This window comes from Maritalea myrionectae, from assembly GCF_003433515.1.
Taxonomy (GTDB): domain Bacteria; phylum Pseudomonadota; class Alphaproteobacteria; order Rhizobiales; family Devosiaceae; genus Maritalea; species Maritalea myrionectae.
On sequence record NZ_CP021330.1, the window covers coordinates 2309882 to 2332789 of the forward strand.

The window sequence follows — 22908 nt, forward strand, 5'->3', positions numbered from 1 at the left end:
GCCCTCACCACTCGAAAGCAGGTTTGGTGCGACGCTCACCAATGGCAAACGCATCTGCCACCAAATACATGGGCCGCAGGTCCATTTCGCTTTCACCTTTGGCAACTAGGTCGTTCATCCGGGCGTAAAGCCGCGGATATTCGCCCTGCAAAGCCAAGGCATCTTCCGCGCTTTTGATTTCCTCACCGTCAATCAGCATGCGCGCGCCGCCATTTTCCAATGTCAGTACGCCAGCATCGGTCTCCACAAAGATGGACCAGACCGGATCGCCCTGCTGCAGCCAGTCCAGTTCAGCGAAAGAACCACTCGCGCCGGGGTAGTGGAAGGCCAATTGTGCAGCGATCGGGGTCTGCCGGTTTTCAGGAAAATCCAGTGTCGCACTGGTAATGTGCAAGGATTTTGGCAGGATTTTTGTCAGGATCGACAGGCCGTTAATGCCGGGATCAAAGACCCCCATGCCGCCGGGATCAAACACCCAGTCCTGTCCCGGATGCCAATAGCGTACATCCTCTTTCCATTGCATCTCAACACGATGCACCTGTTTGTCACTTAACCAGACACGGGCGGCATCCACCATGGCTGCCTCGCGCGAATGCCAGGTGGCGTAAATGCTGCGCCCGGCCTTTTCCGCCATGCGCCCCAGCACATGGCATTCCGAAAGCGTGGCCCCGGGTGGTTTTTCCAACATAACGTGGCGATTGGCGTTCAGCGCCGCTGCCGCATAAGCAAAGCGCGGTGCGGGCGGCACGCAAAGTGAAATCACGTCAATGTCCGGCCGCGCAGCCAACATGGTTTCAATATCTTCGAATGCTTCAATGCCATCCACTTGAGCATGGCGCGACACGGTAGCTACCAACTCCCAGTCTTTAGAAGCATTAAGCGAGGGGATATGCTGATCGCGGGCGATCTTGCCAATGCCCACCAAAGCCAGTTTACGTGGTTCCATCAGTGCGAGTCCTTTGGCACCGGATTGCCCCGGCAGCCTTTCAGAAAGTCGTAGTCTGCGCCGCTGTCTGCGCCTTCAACATGCTGGTGATGCAATTGAGCAAAGCCACTTGGTGGTGCCTCAATGGATGGCGCCCACGCCGCGAGGCGACGCGCCAGCTCCTCTTCAGAAATGTCCAGATGCAGGCGACGCCCCGGCACATCTACTTCAATCATGTCGCCCGTCTGTACCACTGCCAATGGCCCACCAATGGCAGCCTCAGGCGAAGTGTGCAGAATAATGGTGCCATAGGCCGTGCCGGACATGCGTGCATCTGAAATACGCACCATGTCCGTGATGCCCTTTTTCAAAATTTTGGGCGGCAGGCCCATATTGCCCACTTCCGCCATGCCTGGATAGCCTTTCGGGCCACAGTTTTTGAGGACCATGATGCAGGTTTCATCAATATCCAGATCATCATCGTTGATCTTCGCCTTGTAGTCGTCAATATCTTCAAAAACGACCGCCCGGCCCCGGTGCACCATCAAATCAGGCGACGCGGCAGACGGTTTTAGCACCGCCCCATTGGGAGCAAGATTGCCCCTCAGGACCGCAATGCCCCCCTGGTCGGCCAGCGCCTTTTCCACGGGCAAAATCACGTCGTCATTATAATTGACCGCGTCCTTCACTTCATTCCAGATCACATCGCCGGACACCGTGAGCGCGTCCTTGTGCAATTTGCCGGATTCCCCCAGATGTTTAATGACCACGGGCAACCCGCCAGCATAGAAGAACTCTTCCATCAAATATTTGCCTGACGGCATCAAGTTCACAATGGTTGGAATATCGCGCCCCAGCTGATCCCAATCATCAAGGGTCAAGTCGATCCCCACTCGCCCGGCAATCGCCAGCAGGTGAATCACAGCGTTGGTTGAGCCGCCAATGGCGCCATTAACGCGGATGGCATTTTCAAATGCCTCACGGGTCATAATGTCAGAGGGCTTCAGATCATCTTTGACCATCTGTACAATCCGCCGACCGGACATTTGCGCCATTACACGACGACGGCTGTCCACCGCAGGAATGGCCGCATTGCCGGACATAGCCATGCCGAGAGCTTCGGCAATTGAAGCCATAGTCGAGGCGGTGCCCATTGTATTGCATGTACCGGTAGAGCGAGACATGGCAGCCTCTGCTTCTACAAAATCATCGCCGGTCATGTCCCCAGCTTTGATGGCCTCGGAAAACTTCCAAAGATGGGTGCCCGAGCCTATGCGTTCTCCCCGGAACCGTCCATTCAACATGGGTCCCCCGGAGACAGCTATTGAAGGGATATCAGTTGATGCAGCGCCCATCAGCAGGCTGGGGGTGGTCTTGTCACAGCCCACCAGCAACACCGCCCCATCCAATGGTTGGGCCCTAATCGTTTCTTCCACGGCCATGGCTGCAAGATTACGGAACATCATGGCTGTGGGCCGGAATGTGTTTTCCGACGCGGAAAACACAGGCACTTCCAGTGGGAAACCGCCTGCCTCCCAAACACCGGCCTTCACTTTTTCTGCCAGTTCACGCAAATGGCCGTTACATGGGGTCAGGTCCGACCAGGTGTTCAAAATGCCAATAACCGGTCGCCCGTCGAACTCGTCATGCGGATAGCCCTGGTTTTTCAACCAGCCGCGGTGATAAATCGCATCCCGCGAGGTGCCGCCATACCATTCTTGTGACCGTAATTTGCGTGGCCATTTTGCCGGTTGAAACTGATTACCCATAGATATACTTGCCTTATCGGCTTCCTTTCACGTGTTGGCCGAGTACCTCACTCGCGTCCTCGATTGAGTCATCCAGCAGCCGCTCCATACGAAGCCGCGCCAGATCCGCATCCTGCGCCCGGATGGCCTCCAGCACATCACCGTGCTGTACCAGGCGTTCCTGTTTGAATACGGAGACTTCCGCCCCGCGCCAGCTCACCTCAAAGGTGCTGATCATCGCGGCGTGAATTAGAGAACTGAACGCCCCGATAAAATGGTTATGGGTGGCGTTTAATATGGCAACATGAAACCGAAGGTCTGCTTCAACCAGCTCAGCTTCATATGTCGAAGTGGCCTGCATTTGCTTATAGGCATCTTCGATTTTTTGCAGTTCCGCCTCGGTACGGGCGGTTGCCGCCATGGCGGCGGCCCCCGGCTCCAGCATGCGGCGCAAGGCATAAAGATCCTTGGCGACACCTGCGAGGGGCCGGGTTTGCAAATGCCAGGTCAAAACGTCTGCATCGAGCATGTTCCAGTCGCTCGAAGGGCGTACGCTTGTGCCCACTTTCGGGCGGGCAATAATCATGCCCTTTGCGGTTAGCTTGCTATAGGCCTCGCGCAGCGCTGTGCGCGACACACCATAGCGTTTCAGCATTGTCGCCTCGTCCGGCAAGCGATCGCCAGGCGCATGTCGACCATCGACAATCTCGCGTCCCAAACGGTGGACAATGTTATCGCCCGCGGAAATGGAATGAGAGATCGACATCATATAGTCGACGGCCGAACTGCGTGAAGACGTCATAGGTTTTACTCCTGCGACCAAACGTTGGTGGGTTTTATCATTTACTCTTTCGTGCCTCCCTTAAGGTCGAAAGAGCCGACCAGCACGCGATGCATCACAATAAACAGGAACAAGAGAGCCCCATTGCTTATCATGATCCAGGCGCTGTTGAGCGAACCGTTGAAAATAATCAAGGTAGAGATCAACCCTAGGATCATACCGCCAAAAAGCGTGCCCGCAACCATTCCAACGCCACCGCTGAGCAAGGTGCCCCCGAGGACCACCGCCGCGATGGCGGTCAATTCCAGGGTGCTGCCCGCAAGTGGGTAGCCAGAGGAGGTGTAAAGCGCGTAAACGACGCCCGCCAATGCACTGAAAAAACCAGCCAATGCATAGATTTTCACCGTGGTTGTGCGGATATTGACGCCCATCAGACGCGCGGATTCAGCGTCGCCACCCATGGCATAGACGTGATTGCCGAATCTGGTGAAGTGGGCAATGAAAATGCCAAGCGCCAACGCCACCAACATCACAAGGGCCGAACTGCGCAATACACCGCGCCCGGGCAGATCAACTTTGATAGAAGAGTAGAATTGCACGAACTCATGCTGAATCGGCACAGAATCGAGCGTGACCATAAAGCAAAGGCCGCGCAGTAAAAACAGGCCCGCCAGCGTGACGATGAAGGGCTGGATCTTACAAAAATCGATGATAAAACCTTGCGCGGCGCCAAAAGCGACACCAAAGAACAGCATGAAGATGGCGGTCGCCAACGGATGCCAGCCCATGCTGTCGAGCACGGCCATGCAGACGCCCACAAAGCCGATCATGGACCCAACGGACAAATCAATGCCGCCGGAAAGGATCACGAAGGTCGCCCCAATGGCCGCGATAATGATGAATGAATTGTCGGCCAGAATATTGCCCAGCACCATTGTCGACAGGAAGTTGCGATACATGGAGCCGCCAATCACGAACAGGGCGACAAAAACGACGATCGTAGCGATTAGCGGTAGATATTTCTTATTCAGTGTCATTTTACATCTCGCTTGAACATTAGGCCAAAGGTTGCACGGGCGTTCTCTGACTGCAGGAACAGCACGAACAGAACCACCAGAGCTTTAATGATCAAATTATATTCCGGTGGCAGACCGGAGATGAGGATTGAAGTGGTGAGCGCCTGGATCACCAGTGCCCCGATCACAGTCATCCCCAAATAAATCCGACCACCTGAGAGTGAAGCGCCGCCAATCACCACGGCAAGGATCGCGTCCAGCTCGCTGAACATGGCGATGCTGACCGGGTCTGACGTGTGGGTGTCTGCTGTCATAATCACCCCGGCAAAGGCGGCCGTGAAGCCACAAACAACATAGGCTGCAAAGGTTATGAGGCGCGAGTTTACACCTGCCAGTGCTGATGCAGCGGCATTGCCACCCACCGCCTCAATAAAGAGGCCAAGTGCGGTGCGGCGGATTAATAGCCAGAGGCCAAAAAACACCGCTGCCGCCGCAAATAATCGGGTGGGAATATAAAGAACACTCCCGGTGCTCATGCCCTGCAACAATTCACTTTCAAAGCTTGGGTTGATGCCACCATAAAGCGAATTGATCAGCAGACCGATGCCACGGCCGGCCACCATCAATATCAAGGTGGCGATAATGGGCTGAATGCCAAGACCGGCAACCAGCATACCATTCCACATGCCGCAGATCACACCAGCCAAAAGCGCATAGAAGAATACCAGCAAATGCGGATCACCAGCGTTGATGCGCCAAGCGATAACCGCGCCGCAAATGGCCACAATGGAGCCGACGGACAAATCAATGCCCCGGCTGCCGATAACAATCGCCATACCAAGAGCAATCAGTGCGGTGGGCACGGCCCGATACAGAATATCGATCACATTGCCAAACAAACGACCTTCAACGATGCGGATTTCGAAAAATCCGGGCATAATGATCGCATCAATAATCAAAATGATGGCTAGCGCCATAAGTGGCCAGATGGCACGGCTATGGCGTATTTTGGCGAACCAGTTGGTGGTGCCGCCCATATTTATATCAGGAATCTGCGACATCTTCCCCCGCAATCGTCTCGATGATGGCGTCACGCGTTACATCTTGCCCAACCAATTCGCCGACCTTGGAACGGTCCCGCAAAATGACTACGCGATCTGCAACAGCGACAATCTCGTTAATCTCAGATGAAGCAACCAAAAGCGCCAATCCCTCTTCGCAAAGCTTTCGGATCAACACGATAATTTCGGCGTGTGCCCCCACATCAATCCCGCGTGTGGGCTCATCAAGCAGCATCACGTCCGGCTTGGACGCCAAAGCGCGGGCCAGCACCACTTTTTGCTGATTGCCGCCGGAAAGTTGCCGCACCTGCTTTTCAGCATCCGGTGTGGCGATATCCATCGCCTTAATCATTTCAGCGGCCAGTTTTTGCTGCTCTTTAAACGGCACCTTCCTCAACCAACCCTTTTTGGCCTGCATAGACAGGACAATATTCTCGCGGATGGTCAATTCGCCCACTAGCCCTTCGGTCTTGCGATCCTCGGGACAAAGCGCAATGCCGGTATTGATGGATTTGCGCGGTGTGTTGGGCAATTGCTGCTTGCCATTCACCGTCATTGTGCCGCTATCGTTTTTGATCGCGCCAAAAATCAGCTTGGTCAGTTCGGTGCGGCCGGAGCCAAGCAAACCAGCCAAGCCCACAACTTCACCCTTGTGCAGGGAAATATCGCACGGTTGCAGGGTGCGGCGGCGGCCCAATCCTTCGGCGCGCACAATTTCCGCGCCGGGTTCTTTGCCTTCGCGTCGGGAAAAGGCGCTTTCCACTTCCCCCAACTCTTTGCCGATCATCATTGAAATCAGCTCACCGCGGGAAATATCATCAATGGGCTTAGTCCCCACCAATTGCCCATTACGCAACACCGAAATACGGTCGCTGATTTCAAATACCTGTTCCAGAAAATGGGTGATAAACACCACGGCGATGCCGCGCGATTTTAATTCGCGCACAATATCAAACAGCGCGCGCGTTTCCTGCGCGTCCAGACTTGCCGTCGGCTCGTCCAACACGAGCACTTTGGTGTTATCGTTTAGAGCGCTGGCAATCGCGATCAACTGCTGAATGGCCACCGAAAAAGTGCCCACCGGTTGCTCCAGATCAATATCGAGATCGAGCCTTTTCAGTTTTTCGCGCGCATCCTGCCGCGCCTTTTTCCACGAAATCACGCCGAAACGACCCGTTTGGCTGGCCAGAGCCAGATTTTTGGTTACAGACATGGCCGAGACCAGATTGACTTCCTGGAATACGGTGCTGATCCCCAAATTGGCTGCTTCAGCGGTGGTGGAAAATTCAACGGGGTTGCCGTCGAGAATTATGTCGCCCCGGTCGCGGGAAATCGCGCCGGTCAAAACTTTCACAAGAGTGGATTTTCCAGCGCCGTTCTCTCCCAACAGCGCGTGCACCTCTCCTGGTCGCAAGGTCAGGTCAACATTGTCGAGCGCGACAACGCCGGGGAAGCTCTTGCATATCCCCTTCATCTCGACAGGTTGCCTCAATTTGTTTTGTGTGGTCATGAGCTACTTCTTGGTCACCATTGCAGATCAGATTTCCCTTTGCTGGCGAGCACCCCGCCATAAGGCGGGATGCTGCTAGTTAGGAAAAATGCACTGCTGTCGATTTACTGGGTGTGCAGATCGCTTGGAATAACGATCCACTTGTCGAGCTCTTTTGGCTCTTCAAGATAATCCAGAATGACAGGGTAGATGAATTTGCCAACTGCAGAACGTAGTTCAACAGACGCATTGGCATCACCAGCTTCAAGCGCGTCTTCGATGGCAGGCACATAGTCCACTGACACCATCAACACGTCTTCACCTGGCTTCAGACCAGCTTCTTTCATCGCCTGAATGGCACCCAACTGCATGTTGTCATTATGCGCGAATGATGCACAAATGCCTTCAAGATTGTTGGTTGATTTGATGAATGCTTCCATCACCTTTTTGCCGCCTTCAGTGGTGAAGTCACCAGACTGTGTGGCCACAATTTCCATGGCTGGGAACTGATCAATCACAGCCTCAAAGCCGCCCTTACGCTCAATGGCTGGGGCAGAACCTGTTGTGCCTTGCAGCTCAACAATTTTACAGGTGCCAACAGATTCGGCTGCCAACCAGGCACCGGCAAGCTTACCTTCAAGGTTAAAGTCGGCAGAAATGCGGGTCACATAGAGCGACTTGTCACTCACTTCCACATCACGGTCGACCAAGAAGACTGGAATTTCGGCATCTTTAGCTTCTTGAAGCACAGATTCCCAACCAGTCACCACAACCGGTGCGACCACGATGGCATCAACGCCCTGCGCGATGAATGCCCGAACAGCACGAAGCTGCTCTTCTTGTTTGCCTTGCGCGTTGGCAAACTTCAGGTCAACGCCGTAATCTTCAGCGGTTTCTCGCATATTTTGAGAAAATGCTGGACGCCAATCCCCTTCAGAGCCGACCTGTGAAAAGCCAATAGTTTGCGCCAGAGCCGAACCTGACATGAGCAATGAAGCAGCCATAGCTGTGCTGGCAAGAGTAGTTTTGAAAATCATAATTTACCTCCCTATGAATTCATCGACCCATCTCTCCCTGGGCCGATTGAATAAAAAGTACTATAGTATTATTATTTAATTTGGCAAGACGATTCCTCAGATATTTTTGAGGATAAAATTAAAAACGACAGACGAGATAGTCCAAACTAAATCAAAGGCATAGACAATTTTGGAGAGAAAATGTCAGACAATGTTCGAAAACTTTTTGAACATTTGAAATGCTGCAAAAGTTACAAAATTCACAAAAACCAAGGATCAAGAGATGACATTTGAACCCCACGGGAAAAACCTAATCGCTGGCGAATGGACAAGCGGCGATGAGCGTTTTACCAACGCGCCGGCGAGTGGCCAGGCCCATAATTTTACCGCTGGCACACCTGAGATGGTGAATGATGCTGTTGAAGCGGCAGAAGAAGCCTTTTGGTCATACGGCTATACCAGCCGGCAGGTCCGCGCAGATTTTCTCAAGTGCATTGCGGACGAGATTGAGGCGCGTGGCGAACAAATTACCCAGATAGGGACACATGAGACCGGATTGCCCGCCGGCCGCCTTGAAGGCGAGCGCGGCCGCACCACCGGTCAGTTGCGTTTATTTGCCGATCATATTCTAAAAGGCGACTATCTGGATCTGAGACATGACGAGGCCCTGCCCGACCGACAACCGCTGCCGCGCCCCGATTTGCGCATGATGCAGCGCCCGATCGGCCCGGTTGCCGTATTTGGCGCTTCAAACTTCCCGCTCGCTTTCTCCACCGCCGGGGGCGACACCGCCTCTGCGTTGGCCGCGGGCTGTCCGGTTGTGGTCAAAGGCCATCCGGCCCACCCCGGCACTGGCGAAATCGTGGCCGAGGCCATTCACGCAGCCATTAAAAAGTGCGATCTGCATCCGGGTGTTTTTTCCATTGTTCAGGGCGGCAGCCATAAAGTAGGCGAAACGCTGGTGACCCACCCGCTGATCAAGGCGGTTGGGTTTACAGGTTCGCTGGCAGGTGGCCGTGCTCTTTATGATCTTTGCGCAGCCCGCCCCGAGCCAATTCCCTTCTTCGGGGAACTGGGGTCAATCAATCCCATGTTTATCCTTGATCATGCCGCCACAGAAAGAGCGGAAGAAATTGCCAAGGGCTGGGCAGGCTCATTGACCATGGGCGCAGGTCAATTCTGCACCAATCCCGGCATCAGCATTGTGGTGGACGGCCCAGCGGCAGACCAGTTTGTCGCTGCAGCTAAAGAAGCACTTGGCGGTGCCGATGCGCAAACCATGCTGACCGACGGCATTGCCAATGCCTATCGCAAAGGGCGCGACCGCGTGGCTGGCACTCAGGGTGTGCGCGAATTGTTGACCACAAGTTGCGACCTGCGCAATGCCACCCCCTATCTTTACGAGACGGACGGCGCCACCTGGCTTGCCAATAAAGAATTGGGCGAAGAGGTGTTCGGGCCGCTTGGCATTGTTATTCGTGCGGCTGACGATGCGGAAATGCTGGCCATTGCCAAAAATCTTGAAGGTCAACTGACCTGTACACTGCATCTTGACGATGCGGATCAGGCCCAGGCCGCGCGCCTGATGCCCGTCCTGGAACGCAAGGCCGGTCGATTGCTGGCAAATGGTTTCCCAACAGGCGTTGAGGTGTGCGATTCCATGGTGCATGGCGGCCCCTACCCAGCCTCAACCAATTTTGGCGCCACTTCGGTCGGCACCTTGGCCGTCCGGCGCTTCCTGCGGCCAGTTTGCTACCAGAACATGCCGGAGGCAGTTCTGCCTGAAGACCTAAAAGCGTAATGAGCGTTATCAAACCTGGTTTGCTGGCAGGAATTGCCAGCAAACCGCCAACATGGTTGCCGCTGCGACTAGCCTTCATCACCTCCTAGTATGTGCAAAACCATTGAATAAACGACAGAAAATGGTCCTGCTCGACCGCCATTTGCATGAGAAATTCCACACCTCAGGCGAGAGAACGGTTGGAAAAACCAGGCGAAACTTTCCGAATAAAGAACAAATCTTGCACATATACCGGTATTGCCCATACTCCATCCGTTGTTAAGTCCCCCAATAGAGGGCTGGAACATTAAACTCGTGACCACTGTCTCTGGTGATTATGGCAAAATGCTCTGAATGTCGTTCTTCAAAATGAGGTAGTTGCGAGGATGAACGGGGCACTCGGCCCCTCACCCAGCGTAATAATTGACGCAAGCGGGTTCCTGCTACACCTGTGAATCAGCTCTTGGCTGGCACACAGGTTTGCTTTTGAACACCCAGCCCTTCAATGCCCAGCTCCATTTTGTCGCCGGTCTTCAGATAGGTTTGTGGCGACATGCCCATGCCAACGCCTGGCGGTGTGCCTGTGGAAATAATATCGCCCGGCTGAAGGCTCATAAATTGCGACACGTAGGACACCAGTACGGCCACACCATAGACCATTGTTTTGGTGTTGCCGGTTTGTCGGCGTTCTCCGTTCACATCCAGATACATATCCAGATTTTGCGGGTCTGAAACCTCATCGCGGGTCACAAGATAAGGGCCAATCGGGCCAAATGTATCAGCAGATTTGCCTTTTACCCATTGCCCTTGGCGTTCAATCTGAAACTCGCGCTCAGACAGATCATTGACCACGCAATAGCCTGCAACATAATTCATTGCGTCGGCCTCATCCACATATTTGGCACGCTTGCCAATCACGACGCCGAGCTCAACTTCCCAATCAGTTTTTTCTGATTTGCGGGGGATTTCCACCTCATCATTCGGACCGCTAATGGCCGACGTGGCTTTAAAAAACATCACAGGTTCGGACGGCACGTCCATGCCGGATTCTGCAGCGTGGTCAGCATAGTTGAGGCCGATGCAGATGAATTTGCCCACATTGCCCACGCACGCGCCTATGCGCTGGTTGGGGTCTAATTGCGGCAAATCCACCAAGTCCAATTGAGAGAGCTCATTCAGCTTTTCATCAGAAAGCACTTCGCCCGCCACATCATCAATATGGGCTGACACATCATAAAATTCACCGTTCGGCCCCAAGATTGCAGGTTTTTCCTGGCCCGGTTCGCCAATGCGCAAAAGCTTCATTTTGTTATTCCTCTTAGATCGTCCAGCCGCCATCAATGATGTGAATTTGGCCTGTAGTATATGCACTGTCATCGCTGGCCAAATAGGCCACAAGTGCAGCAATTTCGTCCGGCTCGCCAATGCGCCCCATTGGTTGACGTGCGATAAATTGTGCCTTTGCAGTTTCGTAGTCCCCCTGCGCAGCCAGGCGCTGCTCAAGCGAAGGCGAGTGCACTGTGCCCGGGCAGATTGCATTGCAGCGAATACTGTCTTTTACAAAGTCAGCCGCGACAGATTTGGTCAAGCCAATCACCGCCGCTTTCGATGCACCGTAAGCAAAACGGTTTGGTGCACCGGTCACACTTGAGGCTACTGAGGACATATTAATGATCGACCCGCCGCCCTTTTTGATCATGTTGGGCAAAATCGCTTTGATCATCTGATACATGGCCGTAACATTGAGGTTGAATGAGAAGTCCCAATCCTTGTCGTCACACTCCAAAATAGTGCCATTGGCCACAAAGCCAGCACAGTTGAACAGCACATCAATATCTGGATATTCGTCTGCAATCGCCTTGATTGCATCCTTGTCCATTACGTTGAGCACCTTTATGGCGCAGCCAGTTTCTTCCGCCAACGAGGCCAACCCCTCCTCGTCAATATCGGTTGCCAAAACAGTGGCATCTTCTTCCACCAGACGTTTTACACTGGCGCGGCCAATGCCGTGGGCCGCTGCGGTGACCAAGCAAAACTTGTCTTTTACGCGTTGCATTTTAACTCCTATGCGGCCGGCAAACAGGCCGGTCCAATCGGTTCAAAACTCTTATAGGTGAGGATAAATTCAGTGTGGCCCAGCGCCTCGGAACGGGTCATTTCGCCGTCGCCCACTTGCGCCACAAGATCAACAATCTCTTGGCCCACTTCATCAAGGCTGGCCTCATTGTCCAAAATCTTGCCCGCATTTACGTCCATATCGTCAGCCATGCGCTTATAGGTAAGCGGGTTGGCGCACACTTTCACCACAGGTGAAATGGCGGAGCCCACAACCGAACCACGCCCAGTGGCGAACAAAATGACGTGCGAGCCACATGCGATCAGCTCAACAATTTCGGCATTGTCGACGATGTTGGGGAAGCCAAAACGCACTTCGCCATCAGGCACCACGTCCAGCAAATATAGGCCGCCAGATGGTGGAATATCGCCGGGCTTGATCAAGCCAGAAATGGTGGACGCGCCGGATTTAGCATATGCCCCCATAGATTTTTCTTCAATGGTGGACAGCCCGCCGTCGGCATTGCCGGGGGCGAAACTTGGATAGCCAAGCACTTCATAATAGCGCGCTGCTTTTTCAATGCTTTGCACGAGTTCTTTGGCCAATTCTGGCGTTGCAGCGCGTTTCGCCATATGGGGCTCGCAGCCGATCAATTCGCCAGTCTCTTCAAAAATACAGGCCGCGCCTATTTCCACGAACTGGTCGAATGCCCGCCCGATTGCCGGGTTGGCTGTGAGGCCGCTGGTGCCATCAGATCCGCCGCAAATCGTGCCCACAATCAATTCAGACCAGTCCATCTCAACCGTCGGCGCATCTTTCAGGCTTTGCAATTGCTGCTCGACCCACTCGATCCCTTTTTGCATGGTTTTGCCCGTGCCGCCCTCGCCTTGTATGGTCAACACTTCAACCGGGCGACCGGATTCGGCAACTACATCTTTCAGCTTCAACTTATTGAAGCCTTCGCAGCCGAGCGAGACCAGCAATACCGCCCCCACATTGGGGTGGGTGCAAAGCCGTTCCATCATAGATTGGGCATATTCATTCGGATAACACCCGGGAAAACCGATCACCTGCACCTCTTGCGGGGCAAAGCGTTGGGCCACTTGCCGCGCCACATGGTGGGCGCATTCGACTAGGTAAACTACGGTGACGATATTACGGATGCCCTTACGGCCATCGGCGCGCAAATAGCCCTTCATGATGTCTCCTGTTTGTTGTTGCTAGCGGGCTTTGTATTCGGCATATACCCGCTGGTCATATTGTGTACATGCACCAACTTTCCCTTGGCGATGTTGGCATTCGCTACGCCCACGACGGCACCATATTTGTATATCTCTTCGCCTTTGGCGATAGCACGACGCGCAATCTTAAACCCGGTGCCAGCGTGTTGATCAAGCGTCACCTTTTCCCCTTCCACTTGCAGCGTTTCACCAGCGCGGATGGGGCGTGCCACGCCCAATACATTGTCTGCAGAATCCAATAAAATCAGCCGCGCATCTGTGTTGCTGCTCTTTGCGCTCATAAAGGTACTTTCGTCTAACGCGTTGTTCGCAAGGAAACATCAGGCATGAAAAAAGACCTGTTCCATGGGCGCCCACCATTCCTCTTCTTTCTTGCTGTCGAGCGGCTTTTGGCACGGCATGCACAGTTCCCACCATTTTTTGGTGATGGGCATGTCAGCCATTCTCTGCATATCCGCCTCAAAATCCGTGCCGACATATTCCCAATAGCCAAACAATAGGTTTTCCGGTTCCCGCAAGAAGATAGAGTAGTTTTTGATGTTGCAGTCGCTGATGCTTTGCAAAATCTCCGGCCACACCTCGGCGTGCAGCTCTTTATAGCGCGTGATAAATTCAGGCCGCACCCCAATTACCATTCCCATGCGTTGCATTGCCCGCTCCATTGCTGAGTTTCTCATAAACTAAACTTGACTATTTTATATGTCAAATCTATTTTTATTAATGAAACATCATATTTTTGAGTTTGTCCATTCTGTGCTACGGCCATTGGGCGGGAGGAGGAATTTATGGATTTAATGCAAAGTTGGCCAAAACCATCGCGTACCACACCGACGGTTGTGATCGGCGCAGGCAGCATTGTGGTGGATGCACATTTGCCGACCTACAGATCAGAACAAATTGAAGTTGCGGGCATTTTTGACATAAATCAGGCGCGCGCTCAGGAAGTGGCGACGCAGTGGGGCATCCAGCGCGTGTTTGCCACTCTAGACGACGCTGTTGTCCACGGCACGGATGTGATCTACGACCTTGCCCTGCCCCCTACAGCCATTGCGCAGACTTTGCGCCAAATCCCCGAAGGCGCCACGGTGTTGATTCAAAAGCCAATGGGGGCAAACTTTGAACAGGCCAAAGAGATTTTGCAGATCTGTCGTGACCGCGATCTTAAGGCCGGAATCAATTTTCAATTGCGCTTCAGCCCGCAAATGTTGGCCGTACGGGATGCCCTTAGTAAGGGTGTTCTGGGCGAGCTGCTTGAGATCGAAATGCATCTGAATGTAAAAACACCATGGGAATTGTGGCCGTTTTTGGAGGAACTTGAACGGATCGAAATTGCGGTGCACTCCATCCATTATCTAGATCTGATACGCTCTCTGGTCGGCGTACCCAAAGGTGTTTTTGCCCGCACGATTGGTGACCCGCGCTCCGCCAAAATGGCGCAGACACGCACGTCAGCTATTCTTGATTATGGCGACAGGCTGCGCTGCACGTTGTCCCTCAATCACAATCATGATTATGGCCGTAAATTTCAGGAATGCTCATTCCGGTTTGAAGGCGACAAGGGCGCGATTGTGACCCAGATTGGCGTCAATCTGAATTATCCAGAGGGTGAGCCTGATGAACTTTGGCTCGCCACGCATGAGCAGCAATGGCAAGAAGTTCCCCTTGAAGGCTCATGGTTTCCGGACGCGTTTTCCGGCATCTTCCGCAATGTGCAGCGTTTTCACATCGGTGAAGATGAAGCACTGGAAACCAATGTGGAAAACTGCCTTGAAACCATGGCGCTCGTAGAGGCCTGTTTTGAAGCCAATGAGGTGCCAGCACACCCCTTGCCGAAAATCTAGGTTCGTCCCAGATCAGGGCCGCGTGCTGGTCCTCCCAGTTGCACAGATATGCTTTCGGCAGCATCGAGCAACATGTCGAGGCAATCTTCGATCGGCACGCCACCTTGTAACCGTTCCATATAGGGAATGGTCAGCGCAGCGGCAGCAAACCCGTCAAAGCCCAAAATTGGGGCACTGATATTCTCGATGCCTTTCACCACAAGGCTGTGCAATTGCTCATAGCCTTGGGTCGCGATCTGGTCCAATTCGGTCCGCAGCTGTTTAGCGGGAACTTCGTCGGGATGGGGTATGGCGGCGATCGCTTTTTCGCGTTGTTCGGGATCAGAATGGGCCAAGATCACCCGTCCTGACGATGTGCGCCAAATCTCAATGCGCGCGCCCATGCGCACGCTCAAAACATTATTGCCTGGATTATCCACCTGCCCCACGATCACGATACTGTCGGCAGACCGCACGGCCAAATGGTTTGATTGATTTGATTGCACCGCCAAGCGCTGCATCACAGGGGCAGCTGCTACCGTCAGGCGTTTTACAATCGGAATGCGGTGTGCAAGCTCAAACAGCCGGGTTGTCAGATAATAACGGTCGCTGGATTCGTCCAGTGCAATCAGACCCCGGCGCCGCAACACCACCAACATACGAAATATCTCACTTACAGAGCGATTAAGCCGCTTGGCGATCTCGCCCTGTGTGAGGCTTTCGCCAGCCTCAGCAAGCGTTTCAATGATGTCGAGCCCTTTATCCAATGCTGGCGCGTTATATTTTTCCAAATCGCTCACAAATGCACTCCCAAAAGCATGTGAAGGCAAGTTAAGGCAGAATGTTGGGCAAGACAATCTGAACAGGTGCTTTTACACCTAAATCACCCCTTTCGGTGCGGCATATTTTTGCTCAAAGTCGATAAATGCGTTTCGCATTATCCTGAAACAGCTTTTGCTGATTGGCGGCATCTTCGCTATCAAAAATCTCCTTTGTGATTTTTAGCCAGCTTGGCAAGCCATCGCCCATATTGACCACCGGCCAGTCGCTGCCCCAAACACAACGGTCCCAGCCAAAAAGACTGATGCTCTCTTCGATATATGGCAAAACAGCGCTTTTCACATCTTGGCCCGGGCCACAATAGGCGGTAACACCAGAGATCTTGACGGCGACATGCTCCAGCTGCGCCAAACGTGCCATTTTCTCATACCAGTTCTTTCGGTCACCCGATGCAACATCTGGCACACCACAATGATTGAGGATCAATTGGGTATTGTCACACGCCTTCGCCAGATCAAACGCAACATCAAGCTGACTTTCGAGAAAGCACAAATCAAATGTCTTTCCTCGATCACCAATTTTGCGCACATTCTGACGGAACACTTCACCTTGAGACACCGCATTATCCACCACGTGCAGCACTCGGCGATAGCCGACAAGATGCGGATTTTCAGCGGATTCTTCCAGCCAGTCGTCAAATGTATCTTCATCTTCCGGGAAGGCCGCAGCGATCAACCCAAGGATGTTATTGTCGGGATCTTCGCACAATGATGATACAAATCTGGTTTCATCCTGGTAGTGCGGCTTGTCGACCGCGGTCTCCATAAAGATGCTGCCCGCAATTTGCCCCTTGTCGATCACAGATTGATAGGCGGTCAGCGGAAAGTCTGCTTCTGCGAGTTGTGGCACCCCACCGGCCCATTCATAGGTGAAGCGGTCCTTATACATCAGGTGCTGATGCGTATCGATCAACGGTATCATATGCTTTCCCTTTCACAATCCCGAACAGTCCCGCCGCTTAGGGCAATGAACTATCCTTTTTATAGTCATGACTGGTGGTCACCGTGTTGGCCATATAGGTGCTGCGCAGATTGTGGACATGCACCAATTGACCCTTGGCGATATCCATGCTCGCCACGCCGATCTTGGCGGCATATTTTAGTATGGGCGTGCCGTTCGCAATATCATGGCGGGCAATCTTAAAGCCCATGCCTGCGTGCTGGTCCAGCACCACTGCTTCACCCTCGATAATCAATTTTTCGCCTGCACGAATGGGCCGCGCCACACCCAACACATTATCCTTGGGGTTCAAAAGGATTAGGCGGCTGTCTGTTTGCATTGGTGAAGCTCTTCTGTCTTTTTTATTCATAAGTTACACCTTTGCAATTGTGCAATTGTCGATGAACGACCAATCAAGTTCGAGGCCCAGGCCCGGTTTTTCCGGAAGCTTGGCCATGCCCTGATTGATTTCAATGGGCGTCGCCAATCCAAAGTCGAATTTCGTGGTTGGTGTCAGCAGTTCAAAATAGCTGTTGTTGGAAATTGCCGCGCATAGATGCAGGTTCACCAATTCCAACGGGTGAAATATCGTTGAATGCAGCTCACAATTTGCGCCGAAACTTTCGGCCAGATGCGCGGATTTTAATACGCCCGTCACGCCGCCCGACCAGGACACATCAGCACGTATAGAATCGACCACATTGGTCGACAGATATTCAGCCAAACTGTAGGGGTGTTTCGCCAGCACCTCAGCACCAACAATTGGTATATCCAATGCAGCGGTCAACTTGCGTAGAGCCGCCGCATTTTCATCAGCTAGGGGCTCCTCTAGCCAAAGATAGCCGAGCTTTTCCAGTTCACGGCCCAACCGCAACGCTTCATCGAAGCTGTAGGGTGCGACCGGATCAGACATAAGCGTAAAATCTGGCCCCACTTCTTTGCGAACCGCGCGATGAATTTCAATATCTTCACTGATATCCCTGCCCGGCGGATGTATTTTGTAGGCCTTAAAACCTTGCTGCTTTACGGCGCGCGCCTCGTCACAATATGCCTCGATTGATGGCAAAACCAACGAGCTGCAATAGGTCGGCACTTCGTCAGTGTGCGCCCCAATATACTTATACAAAGGTTGTCCTGCCGCTTCAGCGCCGATCAACCAAAGACATATATCAATTGGCCCGTAGCTATAGATTGGCAAATGGTTCCACCATCTGTCCGCAACTCTGAATTGCTGCCAGATCTTTTCTCGATCAAGTGGATTTTGCCCCTGCAATAATGGTTCAAACGCGGCTTTTGCCAGATGGCCCGAGCCTACCGCAGAGGCGCCAGCAAAACCAAAAGAGGCAACGTCAATGCCAACATCTGTTTGCAAAGACAGGACAAGAAATTCGATGGGCCGCGAACCGTCATGGCCATTGAGGGCCCCGGCCGCCAGGAGCGAACTATCCAGTCGACAACAGTTTATGTCTAAACCGGTTATCCGCATCTCTAAAACTTCCCATATTTCAAATAGGCTTCCTGCGGATCCGTTCCGGCCAAAATGGCGGTGCGTACTTTGTTTTCGGTTCCCATCGCTTCAATAGATTGGGCGACAATGTCAGCCACATTGGCTTTGGGCAGGCGCACCAGCCCGTCCAAATCGCCGAGCAAAAAATCGCCCGGTTGGATCAGCACTTCGCCGATGATGATGTCCACATCAAAGCCCGTCGGCAGCCAGCGCCCCACAACATCGCGAGGTGTATGGAAACGTCGCCAGGCCTGAAAACCTTGTTTTTTGAGAAAATGTGTGTCGCGGATGCCCCCATCGACAACACAGCCAAGCACGCCCCTATCCATCAATGTTTCAGAGGACAATTCTCCCATATGGGCGATTGTGTGATCATGGGGCTGTGACACCCAAATATGGCCCGACTTGGCTTTGGACAGTAATCCTGTCCATTCAAGCAGCGTCTGATGACCATCGGCAGTTTCGTCGACGCGCCCCTCAATCGTGAACACTGGCCCGCAAAGCACCTGATCAGGCAATAACGGGGTGATTTCGTGCGGCAAGGTGAAGTTGCGCAACCCCATTTTGCGCATAATGTCGTGCACAACGCCGGTGTAGCAGCTGCGTAGAGATTCAAGCAGTTGGTCCTGAGAGTTTGCCATATGCCCTACCCCGCTTTATCCAGCTCGCTGCGGCTACCCTCGACTGCCATTTTGTCAATGGCGCCAAAATCCCAATCTATGCCCAGTCCGGGTGTTTGCGCAGGCATGCCGAAGCCATCTTTCATTGCCATGCCTGATGTGGTGATCCGATCAAGCTGGGGGATATACTCCAGCCAGCGGGAGTTGGGCACGGCACAGCACAATGAAACATGCAGCTCCATCAAAAAGTGCGGGCAAACCCAGACGTTAAATGCTTCAGCCATATGCGCGACTTTGAGCCAAGGAGTGATGCCCCCAATCCGGGCCACATCCACCTGCACAATGGAGGCGGCATCGCGGCGCAAATATTCATTGAATTGCGAAGCGGAATACATGCTTTCGCCCACGGCAATCGGCACATTGGTGGACCGTGCCAGCACTTCATGACTGCCAACGTCATCCGCATGCAGCGGTTCCTCAAACCAGGCGATATTGTATTTTTCCAGCAAGCTGGTACGACGCCGCGCCTCGGATAGTGAAAAGGCTTGGTTTGCGTCCGTCATGATTTCAAATTCATCACCCACCGCTTCGCGCACCGCTTTCAGACGCGCCTCATCATGGGCCGCCAGTTCGTGGCCAATTTTGATTTTGGCACCTTTGAAGCCTTCGGCTTTGCGCGCCAATGCATCAGCCACCAACTCTTCGGGGCTCAAATGCAACCAGCCACCTTCCGTGGAATAAAGGGGCATACGATCTTTGGCGCCTCCAGCCATTTTATAGAGTGGCAGGCTGGCCTTTTTGCATTTTAAGTCCCACAGCGCAGTGTCAATGGCGGCGAGCGCCAGTGAGGTTATGGCCCCCACACTCGTGGCGTGGGTCGCGAAAAGCAAATCGCGCCAGATTTTTTCAATCTCCGTCGGGTCACGCCCCAATAGTCGTGGTGCCAGCGTTTTTTCCAACAACGACATGATTGCCGGTCCGCCGGTGCCGATCGTGTAGCTGTAGCCGATGCCAGTCGCGCCATCACTATCGGTGATAAACACCATGGGTGTTTCCTGGCTTTCAAAGCTTTGAATGGCATCCGTGCGCTTCACCTTCGGCGCAAGATCAACCATGAGCAGTTTGACATGTTCAATTTGAGCCATCGGAATGTCCAAGCACATTTTGGCCGGTCTCGGCATCAAACAGGTGAGTACGATCCAGCGAGAGGTTGAAAGTCAGTCGTTCCTCGCCCTCGATCGGACGCGGGTTCAGCATTTTGCCCTGTACTTCATTGTTGCCAATGGTTGAGAACAGGATGGACTCCGTGCCCAAAGGTTCGGAAATGCTCACACTGAGATCAAAGCTAACGATTTCGCCCACATCCGACATGCCGTGTCCCTCGGGGGTCAGATCATCGGGGCGCACGCCAACAATGACCTGTTGTCCGATCTGGACATGGTTCCTTGCCCGGTTCGGCACCGGAATAGTCAAATTGCCTTCAAGATCTATATGCGGCACTCCCTCTTTCTCAATCACCTTGCCAGACAGCTGGTTCATAGGGGGACTGCCGATGAATGAGGCCACGAACGTGTTGTTGGGGTGATCGAACACCTTGAGCGGGCTGCCCACCTGCTCGATATGGCCATCGCGCATGATCACAATCCGATCGGCAAGCGTCATGGCTTCAACCTGATCGTGGGTCACATAAACAATCGTGTTGTTGACCCGCTTGTGTAGCTTTTTGATCTCCGTGCGCATTTGTACGCGCAGTTTGGCATCCAGATTGGACAAGGGTTCGTCAAACAAGAAGACATCCGGGTTGCGCACAATAGCACGTCCCATGGCCACCCGTTGACGCTGGCCACCTGACAATTCGGCCGGCAGCCGATCCATCAACATGCCCAGGCCCAAAATTTCCGCTGCCTCTTCAACCCGCTTGTTGATTTCGCTTTCCGGATGTTTGGCAATTTTCAATCCAAACCCCAGATTCTCGCGCACACTCATATGCGGATAGAGCGCATAATTTTGGAACACCATGGAGATATTGCGGTCCCGCGGCGGCAATTTGTTCACCACCTTGTCGCCGATCTTGATGGTGCCATCGGAGATTTCCTCAAGCCCGGCAATCATACGCAGGGTTGTGGATTTACCGCACCCGGATGGTCCGACCAGCACGACAAATTCAGAGTGCCTAATTTCAAGGTCAATGGCATGAACAACTTCAAGCTGCCCATAGCGTTTTACAACTTGCTGGAGTGAAACTTCAGTCATTTTTATCCCTTTACGCCGCCGAATGTGAGGCCGGCAATGAGGTGTTTTTGAACGATAAATGTCAGCACGAGAGCTGGAACAATGATGATAAAGGCCATAGCGCACATGCCTGCCCAATCGGTGGTGAACTGCGCGATGAAATCGGTCAGCCCCACCGGCAGTGTTTTGCTGTTTGTGGACCGTGTCAGGTTGCTGGCCAGAGCATATTCGTTCCAACTGGTGAGGAAGGCGAAAATACCTGCGGAGGCAATGCCGGATTTGGCCAGCGGAAACTCAATTCGCCAAAAAGCCTGCCACCTTGTGCAACCATCCACCTCAGCCGCTTCGGCCAGCTCTTTTGGGATTTGACGGAAGAACCCGTCAATCAACCAGATGGTGAAAGGCACATTCAGCGCCACATAGACAAGGATCAAACCAAACTGTGTGTCGATCCAGCCCAGACGTGCCCATAGAATGAATAGGGGCAAGCTCAAGGCGATGCCGGGCACGGTGCGCGACAACATCAACCCCAGAAACAGGGTATTTTTGAACCGAAAGCGATAACGGGCAAAGGCATAGCCGCCAGAAATACCCACCACAATGGCAACCAAAGTGCTGGTGGTGGCAATGATGATTGAGTTGCGGAAATAGGCCACGACCGGGATCGCGATCTGCGTTTCACCAATGCCAAAAATTGCCCGGAAATTATCTAGGGTCAGCCGCTGTGGAATCCAGATCGCTGGTTTCGCCAAAATTTCCTGCAAGGGCCGGAAACCGGATAGAATGACCCAAATTCCAGGCATGGTGATGATCAACATCACAATAAATGTGCCGATCCAGTTCAATGTTGTTTTGGTTTGCGAGCTCATTATTGTGCGCCTCCCATATAGCGCCGGGCTGCGACGAGTTTGGTGTAGAAGAAATAAGTGAAGGCAATCGAGAGCAGGATGGAAACATAGGCCATGGCGTTTGCTTTACCCATGCTCGCGCTGTCATAGCCAGTGCGGGCAATCAAGGTCCAAAGCAACTCGGTACGGCCTGCGGGCCCGCCCCCGGTCATGGTGTCGACCACATCATAGGCGCGTGCCACATCCAGCGACCGAATGGTCATGGCGATATAGGCAAATGGCATCAGATAGGGCAACGTGATGTGTCGGAAGGTTTGCCAAGCATTGCAGCCATCCACTTGCGCCGCCTCAAGCGGGTCTTTGGGCATGGCAAACAGCCCGGCCAACAGCAAAATGGCAAAGATGCTTGTGCTCATCCATATCTCGGCAAAGGCAATGGCACCCATGGCCAATGTACCATCAACCAACCAGGGGATGGCTTGATCCGTAATGCCTAACGATTGCAAGGCATTGTTCATGAGCCCGATATTGTCGTTGAAGACAAATTTGAACTGGAACCCCACCAAGATCGGCGAAAACATCATGGGAAACATCATGATGGTGCGCAGCGTACGCTGACCCCAAGTGATCCTGTTGATCAGCAAGGCAATGCCCAGACCAAACAGAAACTCAAGATTGATAACGATGGCAAGGAACAAGACGGTACGGCCAAAGGCCACCCAGAAATCCCAGTCTGTGAAAATGCGCTCATAGTTGCGAAGCCCCACAAACTTCCACAAAGTGTCCGGCCTTGTCAGTTTGTAAGGGGTAAAACTGGTGTAAAGAGAAAAGAGTAGCGGGAACAATACCACAATCAAAATCATGATAATGGCTGGCAACAACAACACATAAGGTGTTGCCTGTTCCGAGAACATCTTTCTCTTGATATTTGTCAAAACTGACATTTCATCTCCAACAATTCTGCCCAATTTTAGCAAGCAGCGGGACAA

General features: G+C 53.0%; 23 protein-coding genes. 2 read left to right on the forward strand and 21 right to left on the reverse strand.

All coding sequences use genetic code 11. The features are described 5' to 3' along the window. Window positions 1-4 precede the first annotated feature (4 nt). The 7 genes from MXMO3_RS11665 to MXMO3_RS11695 all read right to left on the reverse strand — a co-directional run bounded on the left by MXMO3_RS11665 (window position 5) and on the right by MXMO3_RS11695 (window position 8057). Window positions 5-946, reverse strand: a complete 942-nt coding sequence (locus MXMO3_RS11665) for a Gfo/Idh/MocA family protein (protein WP_117395980.1) — start codon at window positions 944-946, stop codon at window positions 5-7. After that, window positions 946-2694, reverse strand: coding sequence for an L-arabinonate dehydratase (araD, locus tag MXMO3_RS11670; protein WP_117395981.1), 1749 nt, complete (start codon window positions 2692-2694; stop codon window positions 946-948). Before araD ends, MXMO3_RS11665 begins: the two co-directional genes overlap by 1 nt. 13 nt (window positions 2695-2707) lie before the next feature. After that, window positions 2708-3475: a FadR/GntR family transcriptional regulator gene (locus tag MXMO3_RS11675; RefSeq protein WP_051213025.1), complete on the reverse strand. Its 768-nt coding sequence runs from the start codon at window positions 3473-3475 to the stop codon at window positions 2708-2710. 41 nt (window positions 3476-3516) lie between these two features. Continuing rightward, on the reverse strand, window positions 3517-4485 hold the full coding sequence (gene yjfF, locus MXMO3_RS11680) for a galactofuranose ABC transporter, permease protein YjfF (RefSeq protein ID WP_027833318.1): 969 nt from the start codon (window positions 4483-4485) through the stop codon (window positions 3517-3519). A 2-nt stretch (window positions 4486-4487) separates the two neighbouring features. After that, window positions 4488-5531, reverse strand: a complete 1044-nt coding sequence (locus tag MXMO3_RS11685) for an ABC transporter permease (protein WP_342773343.1) — start codon at window positions 5529-5531, stop codon at window positions 4488-4490. Then, window positions 5515-7041 (reverse strand): sugar ABC transporter ATP-binding protein, encoded by a 1527-nt coding sequence (locus tag MXMO3_RS11690; protein ID WP_245985736.1) that lies wholly within the window; start codon window positions 7039-7041, stop codon window positions 5515-5517. The genes MXMO3_RS11685 and MXMO3_RS11690 overlap by 17 nt, the downstream gene beginning before the upstream one ends. A gap of 104 nt (window positions 7042-7145) precedes the next feature. Next, entirely contained in the window at window positions 7146-8057 is a 912-nt protein-coding gene (locus tag MXMO3_RS11695; protein WP_036221053.1) for an ABC transporter substrate-binding protein, read from the reverse strand. A gap of 262 nt (window positions 8058-8319) precedes the next feature. Between MXMO3_RS11695 and MXMO3_RS11700 the strand changes: the two genes are divergently transcribed. Then, window positions 8320-9837: an aldehyde dehydrogenase (NADP(+)) gene (locus MXMO3_RS11700; RefSeq protein WP_117395983.1), complete on the forward strand. Its 1518-nt coding sequence runs from the start codon at window positions 8320-8322 to the stop codon at window positions 9835-9837. Window positions 9838-10272: 435 nt separating this feature from the next. Here the strand turns inward: MXMO3_RS11700 and MXMO3_RS11705 are convergent, their stop codons facing one another. From MXMO3_RS11705 to MXMO3_RS11725, 5 genes are read right to left on the reverse strand one after another with little or no spacing between them, the layout of a single operon-like run. Further along, window positions 10273-11121: a fumarylacetoacetate hydrolase family protein gene (locus MXMO3_RS11705; RefSeq protein WP_117395984.1), complete on the reverse strand. Its 849-nt coding sequence runs from the start codon at window positions 11119-11121 to the stop codon at window positions 10273-10275. A 13-nt stretch (window positions 11122-11134) separates the two neighbouring features. Continuing rightward, the gene (locus tag MXMO3_RS11710) at window positions 11135-11872 is read right to left on the reverse strand and encodes an SDR family oxidoreductase (protein WP_117395985.1); all 738 of its coding nucleotides are present in this window, start codon (window positions 11870-11872) and stop codon (window positions 11135-11137) included. 8 nt (window positions 11873-11880) lie between these two features. Continuing rightward, on the reverse strand, window positions 11881-13071 hold the full coding sequence (locus MXMO3_RS11715) for a UxaA family hydrolase (RefSeq protein ID WP_117395986.1): 1191 nt from the start codon (window positions 13069-13071) through the stop codon (window positions 11881-11883). Beyond that, the gene (locus tag MXMO3_RS11720) at window positions 13068-13394 is read right to left on the reverse strand and encodes a UxaA family hydrolase (protein WP_117395987.1); all 327 of its coding nucleotides are present in this window, start codon (window positions 13392-13394) and stop codon (window positions 13068-13070) included. Before MXMO3_RS11720 ends, MXMO3_RS11715 begins: the two co-directional genes overlap by 4 nt. A gap of 39 nt (window positions 13395-13433) precedes the next feature. Further along, window positions 13434-13763, reverse strand: coding sequence for an L-rhamnose mutarotase (locus MXMO3_RS11725; protein WP_027833341.1), 330 nt, complete (start codon window positions 13761-13763; stop codon window positions 13434-13436). A gap of 135 nt (window positions 13764-13898) precedes the next feature. Between MXMO3_RS11725 and MXMO3_RS11730 the strand changes: the two genes are divergently transcribed. Continuing rightward, entirely contained in the window at window positions 13899-14954 is a 1056-nt protein-coding gene (locus MXMO3_RS11730; RefSeq protein ID WP_117395988.1) for a Gfo/Idh/MocA family protein, read from the forward strand. Here MXMO3_RS11730 and MXMO3_RS11735 read toward each other — a convergent pair. The 9 genes from MXMO3_RS11735 to MXMO3_RS11775 all read right to left on the reverse strand — a co-directional run bounded on the left by MXMO3_RS11735 (window position 14951) and on the right by MXMO3_RS11775 (window position 22833). Next, the gene (locus MXMO3_RS11735; protein WP_162889238.1) at window positions 14951-15733 is read right to left on the reverse strand and encodes an IclR family transcriptional regulator; all 783 of its coding nucleotides are present in this window, start codon (window positions 15731-15733) and stop codon (window positions 14951-14953) included. The two genes, MXMO3_RS11730 and MXMO3_RS11735, sit on opposite strands and share 4 nt — an antisense overlap. A 112-nt stretch (window positions 15734-15845) precedes the next feature. Beyond that, entirely contained in the window at window positions 15846-16694 is an 849-nt protein-coding gene (locus MXMO3_RS11740) for an amidohydrolase family protein (protein ID WP_117395990.1), read from the reverse strand. Window positions 16695-16731: 37 nt separating this feature from the next. Then, window positions 16732-17052 (reverse strand): UxaA family hydrolase, encoded by a 321-nt coding sequence (locus MXMO3_RS11745; protein WP_117395991.1) that lies wholly within the window; start codon window positions 17050-17052, stop codon window positions 16732-16734. A gap of 33 nt (window positions 17053-17085) precedes the next feature. Next, a complete protein-coding gene (locus MXMO3_RS11750) occupies window positions 17086-18198 on the reverse strand; it encodes an enolase C-terminal domain-like protein (RefSeq protein WP_117395992.1) in 1113 nt (370 codons plus the stop codon). Window positions 18199-18200: 2 nt separating this feature from the next. Further along, window positions 18201-18860: an RraA family protein gene (locus MXMO3_RS11755; protein ID WP_117395993.1), complete on the reverse strand. Its 660-nt coding sequence runs from the start codon at window positions 18858-18860 to the stop codon at window positions 18201-18203. 5 nt (window positions 18861-18865) lie between these two features. Further along, window positions 18866-19984, reverse strand: coding sequence for a mandelate racemase/muconate lactonizing enzyme family protein (locus MXMO3_RS11760; protein ID WP_117395994.1), 1119 nt, complete (start codon window positions 19982-19984; stop codon window positions 18866-18868). Next, window positions 19971-21092 (reverse strand): ABC transporter ATP-binding protein, encoded by a 1122-nt coding sequence (locus tag MXMO3_RS11765; protein WP_117395995.1) that lies wholly within the window; start codon window positions 21090-21092, stop codon window positions 19971-19973. The genes MXMO3_RS11760 and MXMO3_RS11765 overlap by 14 nt, the downstream gene beginning before the upstream one ends. A gap of 2 nt (window positions 21093-21094) precedes the next feature. Further along, window positions 21095-21940: a carbohydrate ABC transporter permease gene (locus MXMO3_RS11770; RefSeq protein ID WP_027833350.1), complete on the reverse strand. Its 846-nt coding sequence runs from the start codon at window positions 21938-21940 to the stop codon at window positions 21095-21097. Further along, entirely contained in the window at window positions 21940-22833 is an 894-nt protein-coding gene (locus MXMO3_RS11775; RefSeq protein ID WP_117396802.1) for a carbohydrate ABC transporter permease, read from the reverse strand. Before MXMO3_RS11775 ends, MXMO3_RS11770 begins: the two co-directional genes overlap by 1 nt. Window positions 22834-22908 lie beyond the last annotated feature (75 nt).

Excerpts from the sequence above, each read along its gene's own strand:
- MXMO3_RS11675 (WP_051213025.1), bottom strand. The coding sequence starts at position 3,475 with ATGACGTCTTCACGCAGTTCGGCCGTCGACTATATGATGTCGATCTCT.
- MXMO3_RS11720 (WP_117395987.1), bottom strand. The coding sequence starts at position 13,394 with ATGAGCGCAAAGAGCAGCAACACAGATGCGCGGCTGATTTTATTGGAT.
- MXMO3_RS11760 (WP_117395994.1), bottom strand. The coding sequence starts at position 19,984 with ATGGCTCAAATTGAACATGTCAAACTGCTCATGGTTGATCTTGCGCCG.
- MXMO3_RS11755 (WP_117395993.1), bottom strand. The coding sequence starts at position 18,860 with ATGGCAAACTCTCAGGACCAACTGCTTGAATCTCTACGCAGCTGCTAC.
- araD (WP_117395981.1), bottom strand. The coding sequence starts at position 2,694 with ATGGGTAATCAGTTTCAACCGGCAAAATGGCCACGCAAATTACGGTCA.
- MXMO3_RS11715 (WP_117395986.1), bottom strand. The coding sequence starts at position 13,071 with ATGAAGGGCTATTTGCGCGCCGATGGCCGTAAGGGCATCCGTAATATC.
- MXMO3_RS11770 (WP_027833350.1), bottom strand. The coding sequence starts at position 21,940 with ATGAGCTCGCAAACCAAAACAACATTGAACTGGATCGGCACATTTATT.
- MXMO3_RS11765 (WP_117395995.1), bottom strand. The coding sequence starts at position 21,092 with ATGACTGAAGTTTCACTCCAGCAAGTTGTAAAACGCTATGGGCAGCTT.
- MXMO3_RS11685 (WP_342773343.1), bottom strand. The coding sequence starts at position 5,531 with ATGTCGCAGATTCCTGATATAAATATGGGCGGCACCACCAACTGGTTC.
- MXMO3_RS11700 (WP_117395983.1), top strand. The coding sequence starts at position 8,320 with ATGACATTTGAACCCCACGGGAAAAACCTAATCGCTGGCGAATGGACA.
- MXMO3_RS11775 (WP_117396802.1), bottom strand. The coding sequence starts at position 22,833 with ATGTTCTCGGAACAGGCAACACCTTATGTGTTGTTGTTGCCAGCCATT.
- MXMO3_RS11745 (WP_117395991.1), bottom strand. The coding sequence starts at position 17,052 with ATGCAAACAGACAGCCGCCTAATCCTTTTGAACCCCAAGGATAATGTG.
- MXMO3_RS11695 (WP_036221053.1), bottom strand. The coding sequence starts at position 8,057 with ATGATTTTCAAAACTACTCTTGCCAGCACAGCTATGGCTGCTTCATTG.
- MXMO3_RS11710 (WP_117395985.1), bottom strand. The coding sequence starts at position 11,872 with ATGCAACGCGTAAAAGACAAGTTTTGCTTGGTCACCGCAGCGGCCCAC.
- MXMO3_RS11705 (WP_117395984.1), bottom strand. The coding sequence starts at position 11,121 with ATGAAGCTTTTGCGCATTGGCGAACCGGGCCAGGAAAAACCTGCAATC.
- MXMO3_RS11725 (WP_027833341.1), bottom strand. The coding sequence starts at position 13,763 with ATGCAACGCATGGGAATGGTAATTGGGGTGCGGCCTGAATTTATCACG.
- MXMO3_RS11665 (WP_117395980.1), bottom strand. The coding sequence starts at position 946 with ATGGAACCACGTAAACTGGCTTTGGTGGGCATTGGCAAGATCGCCCGC.
- MXMO3_RS11690 (WP_245985736.1), bottom strand. The coding sequence starts at position 7,041 with ATGACCACACAAAACAAATTGAGGCAACCTGTCGAGATGAAGGGGATA.
- MXMO3_RS11730 (WP_117395988.1), top strand. The coding sequence starts at position 13,899 with ATGGATTTAATGCAAAGTTGGCCAAAACCATCGCGTACCACACCGACG.
- MXMO3_RS11750 (WP_117395992.1), bottom strand. The coding sequence starts at position 18,198 with ATGCGGATAACCGGTTTAGACATAAACTGTTGTCGACTGGATAGTTCG.
- MXMO3_RS11740 (WP_117395990.1), bottom strand. The coding sequence starts at position 16,694 with ATGATACCGTTGATCGATACGCATCAGCACCTGATGTATAAGGACCGC.